The organism is Mycoplasma leachii PG50 (assembly GCF_000183365.1).
GTDB classification, from domain to species: domain Bacteria; phylum Bacillota_I; class Bacilli_A; order Mycoplasmatales; family Mycoplasmataceae; genus Mycoplasma; species Mycoplasma leachii.
On record NC_014751.1, the window covers coordinates 621260 to 639578 of the forward strand.

The following is an 18319-nucleotide window of genomic DNA, read 5'->3' on the forward strand; positions in this document are numbered from 1 at the left end:
AATTACAAAAATATATTAAATAATTATCATTAGGTTCTGTTGTAGTTTTAACTAGTACTACTATAAGTTGTAATGTTAATACTAGTAGTAAAAATATTTTTGAAATACCTACTTCTAATAAAAAACCCAAAACACCTAATAGTCATTCAAATTCTACAAATAATTCAACTCCTGAAAACTCAAATACACAACCAAATAATTATGAAAATAATGATGATAATACAAATAACAATTCAAGTGTAACTAATAATAATGAACACTCTAATAATGAAACAATAACTCCTTATGTTGAAAATAATACTTAAACAAATGATGCTTTTATTAATAGTCAAACTTACTTTTCTACAATTTTTAGTTTAGATTACAATTTAACTAGTTTGGATAAAACTTATCTAGAAAATGTCAATAAAAATTTTAATGAATGTTGATGATAACACAATAAAAAACATTATTTTAAAGAATAAACTTCCTATTAACTTTTATTCTCATCCAAATATAGTTTAGAAAAGCAAACTATAACACTAGATAAATTTAAAAATTATCAAGTTGAATTAAAACTTTTTGATATAAGTACAAAAGAACAAGTTCCAAGTGAAAAAATTAAATGATATCAACAAATTTCTTATCTAGAAGATCAAGTTATTAGTGCAAATGATAATCAAGATAAAGCAACTTTTATATTATCTAGTGATGGAACTATAAAATGAAAAGATACAAAAGAGTCTAATGAAAGAGAAGTAGAAGAAAAATCAGCAAGATTATGAGCTAAGTATAAAGGGTATTTATATTCAACAATTATTAAAGTTTATTCAGAAGACAAAAGTAAGTTAATAAAAGATGAAAATGAAGCTATAGAAAAAGCTAAAAAAATTGTTGAAGAAAATGGTTGAAATAAATTGCCTACTTTAGAAAAATTAACTAAAGCCTATGAATGAGTAACTAAGGAAGTGAAATATGATTATGATTTCACAACTGGTTCAATTATAAAAAATCAAAATGCACATTCAGCATTAGTAAAACTAAAAACTGTATGTACAGGATATGCTAAAGGTTTGAAATTAATATTAGAAGAACTTGGAATTCCTTGCAAATTTATTGAAGGTCAAAGCAAAAGAGAAGAATCTGCAGCAAAACATGCTTGAAACTTAGTTCAAATAGATAATGAGTGATACCATGTTGATCCAACTTCAGATAGAACTGATAGTAAAACAAAATTTAATTTCTTTTTAAATACAAATGATGATTTTCTTGAGTCAGATATTTTTGACCACAATTTCAAAAATCCAGGTTCAAGTTTAAGAAATCTAAGATTTAAAAACTTTGTTAAAACAAAAGAAGATGTTATGGTATTGATTGATAACAATTTCAATCCAAACAATAAGCAAGTAAATAGATTAATTTGATAGTTGACAGAGGTAATTTCAATATTGTTAATAAAGCTCTTGAAGAAAGAAATTTAGATGTTCAAAATTGAAGTTATGGTTCTATTTCATCAGGAAGTCCTAACAAATCGATTATTTATACATTTAACAACTCAAATATTAAAGAATTAACTGATGTTAAGATAAATAATATTGAACAATATGATAATAAAAATGCTATAAAAATAGAATTTGATAAAGAAATTAAAGATTTAAAAGCTGCTAATTTTAACATTGATAATGCTATTATTAAAAAAGTTGAACAAATTCAAAATGGTAAAACTTACATTTTATACTTAGAGCACTTTTCTAGTTTTGGTGAAATAGAAGTTAAATTGAAATCTATTAAAAGATTATAAATTTGACTTAAATGGGAAAGAGAAAATCAAATTTAACATTAAAAAAACAAGAAAAACCTAATATAAAAATTCAATCACTAGATAATAGTAGAATCAAGATTATTAGTAAAACAAATAACTTATAATATAACTTCAACAATAATAGTTGAAAGGATGTTCCTTCTAATTCGATATTAAGCGATTCTACTATTGGAAAACTTTATGTTAGATATAAAGAAAAAGATAATAGTCCAAGTTCAGATGTAACAGTATTTGAAATTCAAAAAGCTAATGAAGTTGACAAATTAGTTAAATTAATTAATCATAATATGCTTATTGGTTTAGATTATAGTATGGAATTTAAAAAAAGAAAAAGATACAAATTGAAATACAGTTAAAAAAACAACATTAAAAGATTTAGATAAAGGAACATATTGAATAAGAGCTAAAGCATTTGATTCAACTTTAGCTTCAAATATTTCAAAAGTAGAAATAAAATAAAAAATAGTTAGGTTATTAAAAACTAATCTAACTATTTTTTATTTTTCATTCTATTATATAATTCATAAACTTTAGACTCATATTGATTATTTTTATGATTATAAAACTTTTTATTTTTAATTTCATCTGGTAGATATTGTTGTTCTACTCAAGCATTTTCATAATCATGTGGATATTTATAACCAATTCCTATACCAAGCTTAATAGCAGATTTGTAATGATTGTCTTTTAAATGTTTTGGTACGCTATAAATATTTCCCTTCTTAACAAAATCTAAAGCAGAATTTGTAGCTAAATATGCTGAATTAGATTTTAAGCTCAAACTCATTTCAACAATTGCTAAACCTAGTGGAATAATTCCTTCTGGAAAACCAATTTGTCTAAAAGCACTACAAGCTTGAACTACTCTGCTTGGAATTGTAGGATTAGCTAAACCAATGTCTTCATAACTAATTATTATCATTCTTCTCATTAAACTTTCATAATCACCTAATTCAATTAATCTACTAAAATAATACAAAGCAGCATCAACATCACTACCTCTAATTGATTTTTGTAAAGCTGATTTTAAATCATGAAAATCATCACTATCTTGAACTGTTGGATTTTTTGAAACTGTTATAATAGTTTTAATTTTTTCTATGTCTATAAATTCATTGCTATAAAGTTTATCAATTAATTCCAAATAATTCAAAAAAGTTCTAACATCTCCAACACTTAATTGAGCTAAAAAATCTAAAGCCTGATCTGAAATTTTGATTTTTAATTGATATTCATTAATAACTTTTTTAGCATAACTAATCAATTCATCTTTATTAACTAGTTTTAATTCTATTAATAGACTTCTACTTCTTAATGCAGGATTAACTACAAAAAATGGATTTTCAGTAGTTGTTGAAAAAACAAAAATATTTCCTTTTTCCATATACTCTAATAAAATATCTTGTTTATCTTTATTTAATCTATGTATTTCATCAATTATTAAAATAAATTTTTCTTTTTTTAAAGCATTTTGAATAATATTAATAAGTTTTTCTTTTTTATCATAACTAGCATTAAAAATTTCATAATCAATTTTTAAATCATTTGCTAAACTAATTGCAAAACTAGTTTTACCAACTCCACTTGGACCAAAAAAGATTAAAGATGTACAATAATTATTTAAAATCATTTTATTTATTAATCCATTAGGTTTTAAAATTTCAGTTTGTCCAATTATGTTCTTAGTACTTTTTGGTCTTAATAAAAAAGATAGTGGCTGATCCATGTTAACACCTCATTTTTATTTTATTCTTTTTAATTTATAGATACACTTATAAAGTTTAAAAATAAAAACTCACAATTTAGATTGTGAGTTGTACATTATATTATATTTTTGCTAGTAATTTTTATTATTAAAGATTATTTCATATACATCTTCATACTTAGAAACAGAAGTGATTTTTAAAACATCTTGAACTTCTTGAGGAATATCTTCAATATCTTTAACATTTTTTGAAGGAATTAAAATATGCTTTAATCCACTTCTAGCTGCAGAAATTGATTTTTCTCTTAACCCACCAATCGGTAAAATATTTCCTCTTAAAGTGATTTCTCCAGTCATACCAAAATCTTTTGAAACTGGTTGTTTAGATAAGGCTGAAATCAAAGCTGTTGTTAAAGTAATACCAGCACTTGGTCCATCTTTTGGAACAGCACCTTCAGGAACATGAATATGAATATCAATATCATCAAATTTTTCTTTAGTTATACCAAATTTTTCATGATTTGCTTTTACATAAGTTAAAGCAATAGTTGCAGATTCTTTCATTACTTCACCTAGTTTACCAGTTAAAGTTAGATTACCTTTTCCTGCATATGTACTTACTTCTATTGGCAAAATATCTCCACCAAATTGAGTATAAGCTAAACCTGTTACTACTCCAACTTGTGATTCTTCTTCTTTTGAAGTGTGCTCAAAAATATGTTTTCCTAAATATTCAATTACTACTTCTCTAGTAACTACTAAATTATTAATTTCTCCATTTAAAAGTTTAACAATAAATTTTCTAGCAATTGTTGCTAAATGTCTTTCTAATTGTCTTACTCCAGCTTCTCTAGTATAGTACTTAATAATTTCATCATAAGCTTCATCAGTAAATTTTAATTCATCTTCATTTAATTGATTTTCTTCAAGTATTTTTTTAGTTAGATAATCTTTTGCAATATGCATTTTTTCAATTTCTGTATAACTAGATAAATTAATAATTTCCATTCTGTCATATAAAGCTTCTGGAATGTTTTCAATATAATTAGCAGTTGCTATAAACATAACAGTACTTAAATCATAAGGTTCTTCAATATAGTGATCTGAAAATTCTTTATTTTGTTCTGGATCCAACACTTCTAACATTGCTGATGCTGGATCTCCTCTATTATCACTAGCCATTTTATCAATTTCATCTAATAAAAATAGTGGATTTTTAACTTTAGCTCTTTTTAAAGCTTGAATAATTCTTCCAGGCATTGAACCAACATAAGTTTTTCTATGCCCTCTAATTTCAGATTCATCTTTAACTCCACCTAATGAAACTTTAACAAACTTTTTACCTAAAGCCTCAGCAATCGATCTAGCTAAACTAGTTTTTCCAACTCCTGGAGGACCTACAAATGTAATAATAGGACCTTTTAATGACTTAGTTTTTTGTTTAACAGCTAAATATTCAATAATTCTTTCTTTAACTTTTTTTAATCCAAAATGGTGTTTTTCTAAGATCTCTTGAGCATATTTTAAATCATCAATGTCTTCAGATTGTTCTCATCAAGGAATAGACATCATTCAATCAACATAGTTTCTTTCAACATTAACTTCAGCACTACCTGGTTGCATTGTTTCTATTCTTTTAATTGAAGATAAAATTTTTTCTTTTACAGGTTCTGGAAATGGTTCTTCTTCTAAACGTTTTTTGTATTTGTCTAATTGAGAAGCATCAGAACTTTCATCTTCTAATTCTTCTTTAATGATTCTCATTTTTTCTCTTAAATAATATTCTTTTTGTTGCTTGTCCATTTTATCTTTTAACTTTTTATTAATTTCAGAATCAACACTTGAATTATTATTTAATTTAATAGTAGGTTTAGGTCTATTAACAATTAGTTCTTTTAATAAGTCTAATTTTTCTAAAATAGAAGTAGATTGAATTAAAAGCAACTTAGTATTTAAAGAAACTAGAGGCATTTTATCAATAATTTGATAAATTAATGAGTTTAATTTATAAAAATCATTATCATTAAATGCTAAAAGTAATTCAGAAGTATTAAATGAGTGTTTTTCTTGTAATTCAATAAGAATTTCTTTTATTTTATTTTTTTGAACATCAGTTCTTGGTGTTTTATCTTCAAACACGCTACCAAGAGCATAAATCACACCATTTTCTTCAACAAATTCATCGATCTTAATTTTTTGGTCATATTCTAATTCAGCTGAAATTGTTCCATCTTTTCAAACTTTTTTAATTGATAAATTAGCAACAGTTCCCAAATAAAACAAATGATCTAAATTAGGCTCTTCTTCTAAGGGGCTTTCTTGAGAAACTACTACAACTTGATTATTATAAGATTCAACAGAAGCATTTAAGGCATTCTTACTTTTTGTTCTTCCAAACTCAATAGTTTTAGAAGTAGTTGGTAAAATAAATATTCCTCTAGTTACAACAACAGGTAGCTTTTTATCTTTCATAAAATTTACTCCTTTTATTTTCTTTAAATATTGTAACACAGTTTTTTAGCACTTAATAGACTAAAGTGCTAATTTAATAAAAACTATCCTTGAAAAAGGATAGTTCATTTTTTTATTAATTTCCGTTATTTTCAAATATAAATGTTTCTAGTGATTCACTTTCAACTTGATGTTTAATAGCCTGATTATCAATTAGAGATTTAATTTTTTCAACTTCTATTCCATAAAGATTAGCAAACTCTTCAAGTTTTGTATTTACTGCTTCTTCACTAGCTTTAATATTTTCTTTATTTTTAATTTCATTAACTACTAAAAATGATTTAATTCTATGAATTGCATCATTTTTTAGCTCTTCATCAATTTCTTCTTGTGAAATTTTTGTTATTTCTTTATACTTATCTAAAGTAATTTTTTGTTGAGTTAATTGATCTTCAAACTCTTTTTTAACATCTTTTAATTGTCTTTCAACAATAGTTTTTGGAATTTGGAATTCTGAAGTTTTAATAATTTCATCAATTATATTTTCAACAAATTCTGACTTGCTATTTTTTGTCTTTTGTTCTAATACATCTTTTTTAACTTTTTCTTCTAATTGAACATAAGTTGTAATATCAGGTAAATTTAAGTCTTTTACTAATTCATCATCTTTTGCTGGCAGAATTTTTTCTTTAATATTTTTAATGTTTAATATAAATTTAGCATCTTTTCCAGCTAGTGATGGAATATATTCTTCAGGAAACTTAACATTAATTTCTTGATTTTCACCAATTTTTAGACCAATCATAGAATCTTCAAATCCTGGTACAAATTGATTTGAACCAATTTCTAAAACAAAGTCTTTAGCTTCTCCACCTTCAAAAGCTTGATCATCTACATAACCTTTAAAATCAAAAGTTACAATATCTCCCTTTTGAATTTGGTCATTAGCTTCTCTTTCTTTTTGCATAGCAAATCTTGAGCGATACATATCAATAACATTATCAACATCTTCTTGACTTACTTCTACAGTTGATTTTTGAACAGTTGAAATATTTTTATATTCACCAATTTTTACTTCTAAAACTAAATCAAAAACAAAATCAATTACAATTTCTTTTTCTGATACTTTAACAATTACAGGAGTTGGTGAATTATCATTTTGAATTCTATTTTCTTGAGTTAGTGCAAAATCAAATGCTGGTTTAATAACTATTTTAAAAGCTTCATTATAAATTTTAATAGGTGTTAAATATTTAGCAACTTCACTTTCAGGAGCTTTACCTTTTCTAAATCCTGGAACTACTAAATTGGCTTTTAATCTATTTTTAGCCTTTTTTAAAAATTCTATTCACTGTTCACCATCAACTGTAACAGTTCATTTTCCTTGACCTTGATCAACTAATTTTTCTTGTGCAAAAATCATTTTAATATTTCCTTTTCTATTTTATATATGATATATTGATGTTTTTAGGTTTTATAGAAATTGTTTGATTAATTATTCTATCAATAGCTCTAAAAATTTTATCTTCATTGATATTTAAGTCTTGTAATTTTTGTTCTTGAATTCTAATAGTTGTTAGTATGTGCAATTGATTTTCCTCAAGTAAATAAATAGAAGAGCTAATATCTTGTGGATTTGAAATTTTAGTAGTTGATAAAATTACATTTTCAATTAGTCTATTAATAACTTTTTTTTCTATTTGTAAATTACCTTTAGTATTTTTTTCTATATCTATATACATATAAATACCTCAATAATTAAGCTCTTCCTACATATTTTCCATCACTACTTGAAACAATTATTTTAGTTCCTTGATTTACAAATAAAGGCACCATTATTTCTAAACCGGTTTCTAATATAGCTTTTTTTTGAGCTCCACTTGTAGTATCACCTTTAACAGCAGCTTCAGCTTCAACCACAGTTAATTCTACTTTAACAGGAAGATCAATTCCTAAAACTTCTCCTTCAAATTCAGTCATATTAATCATTAGACCATCAACTAAAAAGTTTTTTTCTCATTCTAATCTAGTCATTGGTATTTGAATTTGTTCATAAGTTTCAGTATTCATTAAATATGCATCATTTCCATCATTATACAAATATTGCATTTCTTTTCTTTCAATCATTGCTTTATCAACTTTTTCACCACCTGTAAAAGTTAATTCCACTCTAGCACCAGTTCTCATATTTTTTGCTTTAACAGTTACTTTACCTTGTTGTCTTCCTGTTTTTGAAAATGCTTGTTCTAATACTAAATAAATATTTCCATCATATATAAATGTTGTACCTGGGCGTAAATCGTTAACTGACATTATATTCTCCTATCTTTAAGCTAATTAAAAAAGCAAAATTCCTTATAATTATATCATTTATTTATAATTGCTTATTTGTTATTTTAAGCTTAGTCAAACTTATCGTTTATTTTTAAATCACTTAATTTATTTAAATAATAATTAGAAGCTAAGATCATTTTTTTACCTTCTTTTTGAATTTCTAAAATTAATAAACTACTATCTAAAGTTTTAACAACTATTCCTTGTTTATTAATATCAATAATAGTTCCAGGAGCAACATTTTTATTTTGATCATCTAAATCAATTATTTTAGAACTTTTAATTTTATATCTTTGATTATTAATAGTTGTATGTGAAATTGGAGTTGGACAAAGTGATCTAATTAAATTAAAAATATCTAAACTAGTATTATTTCAGTTGATTTTTTCTTCTTCACTAGAAATATTCTTACAAAAAGTAACTCCATCTTCATTTTGTTTAATTAACTCAAACTTATGATTATAAATATCAACTAAATATTTTTTACACATACTATAAGCTAATTGACCCATTTTTTCAAATAAACTACCAGAGTCATCACTATCTAAAATGTCAATACTTTCTTGAACATAATAATCACCAGCATCCATTTGCTTAACCATTTGCATAATTGTAATCCCAGTTTTTTTATCTCCATTTTTAATAGCATATTGAATAGGAGCACCCCCTCTTAATTTAGGTAATAAACTACCATGAAAATTAATTGAATCAATTTTTGCTAATTTTAAAATTTTAGTTGGAATAAATTGACCAAAAGCACAAGTAATTAAAAAATCAAACTCTAATTTAGCTAATTCATCATAAATATCACCTATTTTATTTGGCTGAACAACTTTTAAATTGTTTTGTAAAGCTAATTGTTTAACTGGTGTATAAACTATTTCTTTTTTTCTACCAATTGGTTTATCTGGTTGACTAATTACTAAAACAACTTCAACTTGATTCATTTCAATTAAAGCTTTTAAAACATCAGATCCAATTTTTGGAGTGCCACAAAAGACAACTTTAATTTTATTTTGCATGCTTAGCCTCTCATATTTTTATTATTTCATCTACTTTTTTTAATATTACTACCATAGCTAAAGTATCTCTATTACAATATTTAATCATATCTTTTCTAATTAAATTATCTCAAACATTTTTTTCAATTCTTTGTTCTAAAAATCTTCTAAACGTTTCACTTGCTTTACTTCCATTATTAATTGTTAAATTTTTATAAGTAAAAGTTGAATCTAAAGCTGGTTGAGTTTTTTTAATAGAATAAGATCCATAAAAATTTTTATTTGCAATTAAAAATCAAGGCCTAAAATTAGCATCAATACTATTATCTTGTTTTACACCTTTAAAAAAGTCCATCAAATCAATTGTATTATTAACAATATATAAAATTGGAATCGCTAATTTTGGAAATAAAAAAGCAATTCTTTTTAAAACAGATTTTTCAAAAGTGTCATTATAAGCAACATAAACACCTTTTTTATTACTAAAAATATCTTTTAAAAAATTAATAATAAATTCTTTTCTTGGATCTTGATAATCATTTGCTAAAAAATCATAATGAATCATACTATCTGGATTATTATAATCGTAATTTTTATCATGAATTATATCAATTGAATATTGAAAAGGAATTTGATAATAAGGATTAACTTTACTATATTTTGGTACAGCAAATTTAACTGTTTCAAAATCATACATATAAATTGGTAGTGTTTTATATTTATTCATTACTTGTTTTAAAATATAAAAATAATTATTATCAATCATTAATGAAGGATCTGATTTAATTTGATCATCTAATTTACTAATTTCAAAAATACGATTATACTTATAATTAATAAATTTATCATATTGATCATTTAATAAATTAGTAATTTCAATATCTAATAATGAATTATAGTCTTTAAAATATGGTGAGTGTAAATGTCTAATTAAAAAAGCTTTTTGTGTTTGTCTAGCTCCACCAAAATGCCAAAAATTAGGAGTTTTTTCATCAAATCAATTTAATACATGTTGACAAGCTTTATAATCTGAAATTTCTCTAGTTCACTTAATTCAATTTTTAGTTTTTTTATCATAATGTAAATAACAAGAATCATTTTTAAAAATTTCTATAATTTGATTTTCACCATATCTTAACATATAAGCAATTTTTAAAAATAATTCATCTAAATCAACAACATTAATTAAGTTTTTATAATCTTCAAATAATGTGGTTCTAGTTTTAGATTGACCATAAGTAAAATAATCAATTTCAATTAATTTATTCAAATCTAAATCTTCAATTTCATCTACATCTTTAAATCCCAAATCTAAATAATTAATATTATCAACAATATTTTTAGCTTCATCAAAACTGATATTTTCATATTTTTTTATAAATTCATCAATACTTGTTTTTAAATCAAAATCAATATTAGTATCATAATCTCTTAAATAATTTTTATTTAATCTAGCAATTGCAATATTATCAACAATATAACCATTTTTTTCTAAAACATAAACTTGATAAGCTAAATCCCAAAAATGTTCTTTTTTAACTTTACTAGTAGCTTTTGCTTCAATTATTTCAACATGATTATTACCATTTAATTTCAAAACATCACATTTAACTTTTAAATTAAAATTATCATATTCAAAAGCTGGCTCATATAAATAGATATATTGATCTTGATGGTTTTTTAATAGTTCTCTAGTTTGATTTACTGCATCAATTATATTTGCTGTATCATTAAAGTCTTTAGTTAGTTTATCTGGATATTCTTTAATTTGTTTTAAATCAAAATATTGAATTACTTGTTGACCAAATTCTAATCCGTCTTCAATAGCATCACCTTTAAACTCATCAAGATTAAATCCATCATCACTATTAAAAAAATTTTCTCACTTTTGTTTAAATTCATTTTTTTCTTGTTCAGTTTTTAATTCTGTATTTGTATATTCTTCAAATAAATTAATACTAGTAGCATCACTTGAAAAATCATCTTCAGATTCTAAATCATGATCAATATTAAAAAAATACTCTTTATTTTTATTTCATTCAACAGCTTTTTTAAAATTATTTATATTATGTAAAATTCAAGCAATTTTAATACATTTTAAATTAGCAATTTTAAAAATTTCTTTAGAAATATTAATTTTAAAAATACTATTCATAGACTAATTCTTTCTAATATTTGCTAAGTAAAATTATACTTTATTAAAAATAAAAAAGGCATCATTAGTGCCTAAGTTTAATTACTTTTAGCTCTTGAAGGAACAAACTTTTTATTAGAAATATTTAACTTTCTTTCTTGATAAATATCTAGTGATCCTTTTTGAGATTTTTGTTTTTCTTTTGCTTTTTTTAGTTGTTCTTTTTCTTGTTGAGCTAATTTTTTAGCTTGCATTTTTTCAACTTCTTTTAGTTTTTGTTTTTCAGCTTTAGTTAATTTAATAGTTTTTTCACCAATTGCTATTCTTCTTTTGGTTTCTTCTAAATCAATTTGACTATTAACTATTCATTCAGTATTATATTGTGATTTATTGATTTTAGTAGTTAAACCTTCAACTTCATAAGCTCTTATTTCAATTATTTTTTGAGTTTTTGGTTCAATTAATTGAACAATTACATCAAAAACATCACGATACTTGTATTCAGCACCTTTTCTAGCATACACTTTTTCAAACTCAATTCTTAAATTTTTTTTATGTTCATTTTTTAAAATGTACTCTTTAATCTTACTTCTTACTTGATTGTATCTTTTTTCTTTTTCTTTTTTGTTTGCTTTTTTACCTGTAATAGTGCTTCAAATTACAAAACCAACTACAAAAACTAAAAGCACAATCATCAATATTGTAGATGTTTGCATAAAATCATTTCTTTCTATAACAATATAATTATAAAGTATTTTTATTTAATTACTTTATCAATAACAGCTCCACCTAGACAAATATCATTTAAATAAAATACAGCTTGTTGACCTATTGTAATTGCTTTTAAAGGTTTTTTAAAAATTACTTGATAATTATTATCATCTATTTTTTTAACTACTACTTTATTATCTATTTGACGATATCTAAATTTAGCTTGACATTCAAACTGATTAATATCATCAACATACTTAGAAACATCTAAAATTCAATTAATATCATTTACTAAACAACTAGTTGAATGTAAATAACTTTGATCACTTGTACTACATACATATAAAATGTTTTTTTTAACATCTTTATCAGCTACATAATAAGGTTCACTCATTCCAGAAAGATTAATGCCTTTTCTTTGACCAATTGTATAATACATTACTCCAATGTGTTGTCCTAAAACTTTATTAGTTTTAATATCAACAATATCTCCAGTTTGATTTGGAATATAATTTTGTAAAAAATTAGTGAAACTACGTTCACCAATAAAACAAATTCCAGTTGAATCTTTTTTATTAGCTGTAATTAAGTTTTGTTTTAAAGCTATTTTTCTAACTTGTTCTTTTGTTAGATTTGCTAAAGGAAATAAAGTCTTACTTAATTGCTTTTGATTTAATTGACTTAAAAAATAAGTTTGATCTTTATTAGTGTCACTTGCTTTAATTAATTCATATTGATTAGTAGTTTTATTAAATTCAACTTTTGCATAATGACCCATAGCAATATAATCAGCATTTAATTGATTAATTGCATAATTTAAAAACTTATCAAATTTAATATATTTATTACATAAAATATCTGGATTTGGTGTTCTTGCTTTTTTATACTCTTCTATAAAATATGAAAAAACATAATCTCAATATTCTTTAATAAAATCAACTCTATGTAATTTAATGTTTAGTTTATCAGCAACCGCTTTTGCATCTAAATAATCTTGTTCTTGAGGACATATATCATTATTAATATTTGCATTACCTAAAATATCATTATTAGTTGCAGAATCTCAGTTTCTCATAAATAATCCTTCAACTTCATAACCTTGTTGTAATAATAAATAACAAGCAACTGAAGAATCTACTCCACCAGATAATCCAACTACAACTTTTTGTTTCATATATATCCTTTCTAAAATTAATGCTTATATAAAATTATAAATTAGTAAAATCCTACTTACTAGATTTACAAAAAAAGCTCCTAAATATTTAGGAGTTAAATAGATATGTTTTTTAATTCTTCTTCAAGTTCTGTAATTTGATCAACTAAGTCAAATAATTTAGATTGAATTTGATCTTTTTGTTCTTTATTAATTAGTGTTTCTATTTCTTGAACAAATGTTTCAATTTCTTTTTTATTATTTTCTTCTAAATCTAGAATTAAATTTTCTTTAAAAAGTTCTTCTAGCAATGATGAGATAGGTTGTTTAAGTTCTTTTATCTTATCTAATGGTAAAGATTGATAAATTTCTAAATTTGTTTGTTTTTTGCTCTTTTCTGATTCTTTAACTTTTTTTATAACCATATTAAAATAATCAACTAGCATTTTTTTAATATCTCTTCTACTAATACTTTTAACTCATTCTGATTATTAGGTTTATCTAATATAACCTTTATTTTACTTTTAATTCATTTATTTCTTTGATTTATTTTTGAAGTTTCAAAATCATCTTTTTTAGGTTCTTTATATCCTTCATCATTTGGAAGATTTTCTTTTTCATTTGTATTATTATGAGAGTTGGTACCGCTAGAATTGTGATTTGGTTGAAAATTATCCTTAGATTCTGGGTTTTTAGAATTGTTTTTATCTAAATTACTTGTATCACCTTGACTAGAGTTATCTTTTGAATCGTTATTATCTTTTATTTCTTTTTCTTTTTCACCTGGTTTAGGTTTAGGAGTATCTGGTTGATCTGGTCTTTTTGGATCAACTAGAGTAGTTGAGTTGTTTGAATCAGATTCACTTGGCTTAGTGTTTTCTGGTTTTTTATTTGAACTCTCGTTTGATCCTTGATTTGATGTTTCACTTGAACCTGAATTTGTAGGCTCAACTGGTTTTGATCCAGGTTTGTCTACACTAGATTTGTTTTCTTTTTTTGCAGGATTATCACAAGCAATCACTAAACTAGCACCAGTCGAACTAATCGCTATTGTTCCTAAAATTGCTAATAATTTTTTCATATGTTCACACCTTATTTTTAATGAGTTTATTAACTCTATTTAGTATATTTCTTTTTGTTAAACGAATTGGTTTTTCTTAAGTTGCTAATATTGTTATTATAACAATTGTTTTATCTCGCTTATTAATTTATCTTGCCTTTGTTTAAATTTAATTAATAAAGAATTAATTTTACCTAAAATATTTTCTTTGTTCTTTAGTTGACACCTTATTTAAAAAATAATTATTCTTTACAATTATTTCTTGTTTTTCTATGTCAATAATTTTGCAACTATTAACAAAACCGTAATTAAATAAGAATACTAATTTCAACTTTATTATATCTTTTCCCTTAGATTAAAAAAATAGTTTTAAAATCTTAATATTAAACTTTCTCATAAACTTTAGTTTTAAATAAAATTTATTAAATATTTATAAATAAGTTTAAGTCAAAAAAATATTAATTAATATCATATACTTCTCTATAATTTTTTATACTTTTTATATATTTTTTATTGCTTTTAATTTTAGCAATGTTAATTTCTTTAGTACTAATAGTGTTACTATTATTTGACACAAGAAACAACAAATAAGATTGTGAGAATAATAAAATGGTTGACGTTAATAATTATAAAAATTTGTTTAATTTACTTTTTTTATTTAAGTGATTTCTCTAAGACTAAAATTTGATCTATTAGACCAAATAATCTTTCTTTAACTTGTTCATATTTCTGTTCTTTTAAAAGATTATTAATTTCATTCTTGTTCTTATAAAATTCTTCTTCTAATTCTTCATCAAAAATATCATTAAATAATTTTTGAAGCTTTAGAACCATAGTTTTTTTCTCTTTTTCTTTAACTATTTCCTTATATTTATCGATGTTTTTTGCAACATTTTGTTCACTTATATTTTCATTAAAAAAATGTTAAAAACTCGCTTTGAATTTGATCAATATTTGCATTTTTTTAATCATTTTCCAATTTTATTATTAAGTTCTGAACTTACCTTAGCTATTTTAGAAGTAGAAGTCAATCGTATACTTTTAAAAGTAACGCTTTCTGCAATTTTGCTAATTTCATCTGTATTTTTTTCTTTTATAGCAATAATTATTTTATTTTTAATTTCATTAACAAACTCTTTAGCTTTCTCTTCTTTTTCCTTCTTTGAAATAGGTTTTTCTACAGATGACTCATCTCCTTGAATATTATGATCATTATCTTTTAATCCATTGACAGAATTTTGATCAGAATTAGAATCGGGACTGTTTCTGTAGATTCTCTTTTTTCATCTGAAATATCATTTTTAGAATTTTCTTTGTTTTTTTCTTCAACTTTTACTTTATTGTTAGGTTTTTTACAAGAAACGACAGCAAATGAAGTAGTTAAAATTGTTGATAAACTTAGTACTGTTAAGAATTTTTTCATATCTTTTCCTTAATTTTTAAATAAGTTAATATTTTACATTATAAAAGTTTTACCTAATATGACTATAGAAAAACTTAAAAATTAACTAGTTTTTGAAGAATAATCCCGAAATGAACAAAAAACAAGAAAATAACTAATCAAAAAAGCAATTTAACAGACATAAAATAAGTTAAAAAATCTCTTATTTAATGTCTTTTTTTATGCTATAATATAGATATAATGCTATATAAAAAGGGAAGAGAGATAGAATGGCGATACCTTTAGAAATAAGACAAGTTGAAAGACCTAAGAACACAGTTGTAAAAGATTATTTCGGGAAATACAAAGTTGTAAAAAGAACAAGTAAATATGTTAACGGAAAAGCTATACCAGTTGATCTTGAAATAGTGGGTGAAAATAATAGATTTTCAATTTGTACCTTTTGAAACACCAATTCCGGTTGGACAAAGATCAAAAAAGAAAAAAGAATTAATTGAAATAGGTACTGATGTTAAAGAATACGGAAACGTTGCAATATTTACAAAAAATGGAGAAGATATTTTAAAAAAATTATTCAAACATTTTGATGATGTTACTGCTTTGAAGCTTTATGTAATTGCTTTGATAAGATGTACTTATCCAAAACCAGTTAATAGAGATTTAAAACATTATTATGAAATTTCATTCTTATCAGAAATATTTAAAAAAGTTGGTCTTTCAGAATCTCTACTTCCTGAATTCTTTGAAAAAACAGGTCGAGCTTATTTAAGAATTAAAGAGTTTATGGAAGATAGAATGCAAGAATTTAAAGGAAGGATTCAAATTATTGATGGAACACTAAAATCATACAATTCTAGTGATTGTACTTTTTCACAATGATCAAGAAAAGGAAGAGTAAAAGGTAGCAGAGATTTCACTCTATTGTATACTTGTGATTTAGAGACAAAAGAACCAATTTATCAAAGACCATACCAAGGAAATATGTTAGATAGCAGTATCTTTGAGGATTTTTTAGAAAAAGTTCCAAGCAACGATGAGATTTTGATAGCTGATAAAGGATTTAGAACAAATGCAATTTCTGAATTATTAAAACAAAATAGAAACATTAAATATCTACTTCCTTTAAAAAGAAATACAAAATTTATTAAGTCTGAAAATTTTATAGAGAGATTATCTCCTGTAAACATTAAAGGAAAACAACTTTTAGGATCTAAACGACAAATAAACGACAAATTTTACTATCTATTTAAAGATTTAGAAATTGCTGGAAAAGAAAGTATCGGTAGATACCAAAAACATTTAAGAAAAGAGAATTTCGATATTTCTGAATTCAAAAAAGAAGAAGAATATTTTGGAACAATTGCTTTTGAATCAAATGTAGATTTGGATTTAGAAGATGTGTACACTCTTTATGATCAAAGATGAGAAATTGAAGAAATGTTTAATTTTTACAAAAACATTTTAGAACTTTCGAAAACTAGAGTTCACTCTGAAATGAAAGTTTATACAACTGAATTTATAAATTACTTATCATTAATAATTGGTACACGTGTTAAAAATGAATTTATCAAATTGAACTTACACAAAAATTATTCATTCAAACAAATAATAGAATACTTGAGAAGTTATAAAATGGAACACATAAGCGGTAAAGAATGAAAGAAAAGCAAGATGCTGAAATATGTTCAAAATCTTGCTGATTCATTGAATATATAGTAATGTACTAAAACTTTTTTATTACATTTAATTTATACCAATTAATTTTTTTAATTAAAAAATAAAAAACACTTTATATTTTAAAATAACTATAAAACAAACAAAGACTAAAAAAAAGATGTACTAAAATAAACTAAAAAAGTTTTTTATTTTATTTTAGTCTATCTTATTATCAATTTCTTTAATTTTATTAGCAATCATATTAGCAATATAATTTGGCTCATCAACATTAGCATCAATTACTCAAAATGGAATTACTTCTTTATAAATGTCATATCAAAATTCATAAACTTTTGTTAAATTTAATCAAAATAAATCATTTGTATCTAATTCAATATCTCTTGATCTTTTATTAATTCTTTTAATAGCTTTATATGGATCAACTTTTAAATATATTACAATATCAAAAATTTTATTATTAGTTTGGCAATCAAATATATTTGGCAAAATACAAGTTAAAAAATAATCTTTAAAAACATTATAATCTCTATCATCTAAACGATTATATATATATATATATATATATATATATATATATATATATGATCAGTTTGACTAAAAACCATTGAATCTAATATACTTCTATCATAAATTACATTTTGATGATTTTTATATTTAATAAATGTTTTCATTCGATCAGTTAGCATTCATAAATCTAGTTTATAATTATAATCTTGTACATCAGAATTACTATCATCATAAGCCTTATTAAAATAAGGGCAATCTAAACTAGTTTCATTAACAAAAACATATTTTTTATCTAAAAGTTTTTTAAGATTTTCTAATAAAGTTGTTTTACCTGCTCCTGTTGTTCCAAAAATAGCTATTCTCATTTTCTCACCAAATTATCT

Annotated in this window: 14 protein-coding genes and 2 pseudogenes; 2 read left to right on the top strand and 14 right to left on the bottom strand. The window is 23.5% G+C overall.

Annotation, left to right across the window (positions count from 1 at the left end; all coding sequences use genetic code 4):
- Positions 1-23: 23 nt before the first annotated feature.
- Positions 24-2260, top strand: a pseudogene (locus MSB_RS05420) (MAG6410 family transglutaminase-related lipoprotein).
- 31 nt (positions 2261-2291) lie between these two features.
- Here the strand turns inward: MSB_RS05420 and MSB_RS02595 are convergent.
- From MSB_RS02595 to MSB_RS02655, 13 genes are all read right to left on the bottom strand, one after another.
- Positions 2292-3527, bottom strand: a complete 1236-nt coding sequence (locus MSB_RS02595) for a replication-associated recombination protein A (RefSeq protein ID WP_013447820.1) — start codon at positions 3525-3527, stop codon at positions 2292-2294.
- 111 nt (positions 3528-3638) lie between these two features.
- Positions 3639-5978: an endopeptidase La gene (lon, locus tag MSB_RS02600; RefSeq protein ID WP_013447821.1), complete on the bottom strand. Its 2340-nt coding sequence runs from the start codon at positions 5976-5978 to the stop codon at positions 3639-3641.
- A 115-nt stretch (positions 5979-6093) separates the two neighbouring features.
- Positions 6094-7380: a trigger factor gene (gene tig, locus MSB_RS02605; protein WP_013447822.1), complete on the bottom strand. Its 1287-nt coding sequence runs from the start codon at positions 7378-7380 to the stop codon at positions 6094-6096.
- A 16-nt stretch (positions 7381-7396) separates the two neighbouring features.
- On the bottom strand, positions 7397-7699 hold the full coding sequence (locus tag MSB_RS02610) for an MMB_0454 family protein (RefSeq protein ID WP_013447823.1): 303 nt from the start codon (positions 7697-7699) through the stop codon (positions 7397-7399).
- 16 nt (positions 7700-7715) lie between these two features.
- Entirely contained in the window at positions 7716-8270 is a 555-nt protein-coding gene (efp, locus tag MSB_RS02615; protein ID WP_013447824.1) for an elongation factor P, read from the bottom strand.
- An 89-nt stretch (positions 8271-8359) separates the two neighbouring features.
- Positions 8360-9313 (bottom strand): methionyl-tRNA formyltransferase, encoded by a 954-nt coding sequence (gene fmt, locus MSB_RS02620; RefSeq protein WP_013447825.1) that lies wholly within the window; start codon positions 9311-9313, stop codon positions 8360-8362.
- Positions 9303-11447 carry a DUF2779 domain-containing protein gene (locus MSB_RS02625; RefSeq protein WP_013447826.1) on the bottom strand — a complete coding sequence of 715 codons (2145 nt, stop codon included), beginning with the start codon at positions 11445-11447 and terminating at the stop codon, positions 9303-9305. Before MSB_RS02625 ends, fmt begins: the two co-directional genes overlap by 11 nt.
- Before the next feature lie 77 nt (positions 11448-11524).
- Positions 11525-12142, bottom strand: coding sequence for a hypothetical protein (locus MSB_RS02630; protein ID WP_013447827.1), 618 nt, complete (start codon positions 12140-12142; stop codon positions 11525-11527).
- Between the two features lie 41 nt (positions 12143-12183).
- A complete protein-coding gene (gene mnmA, locus MSB_RS02635) occupies positions 12184-13311 on the bottom strand; it encodes a tRNA 2-thiouridine(34) synthase MnmA (RefSeq protein WP_013447828.1) in 1128 nt (375 codons plus the stop codon).
- Between the two features lie 95 nt (positions 13312-13406).
- Positions 13407-13736, bottom strand: a complete 330-nt coding sequence (locus tag MSB_RS05170; protein ID WP_013447829.1) for a hypothetical protein — start codon at positions 13734-13736, stop codon at positions 13407-13409.
- On the bottom strand, positions 13730-14371 hold the full coding sequence (locus MSB_RS04870; RefSeq protein ID WP_013447830.1) for a lipoprotein: 642 nt from the start codon (positions 14369-14371) through the stop codon (positions 13730-13732). The genes MSB_RS05170 and MSB_RS04870 overlap by 7 nt, the downstream gene beginning before the upstream one ends.
- Before the next feature lie 633 nt (positions 14372-15004).
- Complete coding sequence (locus tag MSB_RS02650; protein ID WP_013447831.1) at positions 15005-15184, bottom strand: hypothetical protein; 180 nt, start codon at positions 15182-15184, stop codon at positions 15005-15007.
- A 385-nt stretch (positions 15185-15569) separates the two neighbouring features.
- A complete protein-coding gene (locus tag MSB_RS02655; protein ID WP_013447832.1) occupies positions 15570-15773 on the bottom strand; it encodes a hypothetical protein in 204 nt (67 codons plus the stop codon).
- 390 nt (positions 15774-16163) lie between these two features.
- Here MSB_RS02655 and MSB_RS02660 point away from each other — a divergent pair, with 390 nt between their 5' ends.
- Positions 16164-17468: a transposase gene (locus MSB_RS02660; RefSeq protein WP_238523220.1), complete on the top strand. Its 1305-nt coding sequence runs from the start codon at positions 16164-16166 to the stop codon at positions 17466-17468.
- Positions 17469-17624: 156 nt separating this feature from the next.
- Here MSB_RS02660 and MSB_RS05400 read toward each other — a convergent pair.
- Positions 17625-18301, bottom strand: a pseudogene (locus tag MSB_RS05400) (deoxynucleoside kinase).
- Positions 18302-18319 lie beyond the last annotated feature (18 nt).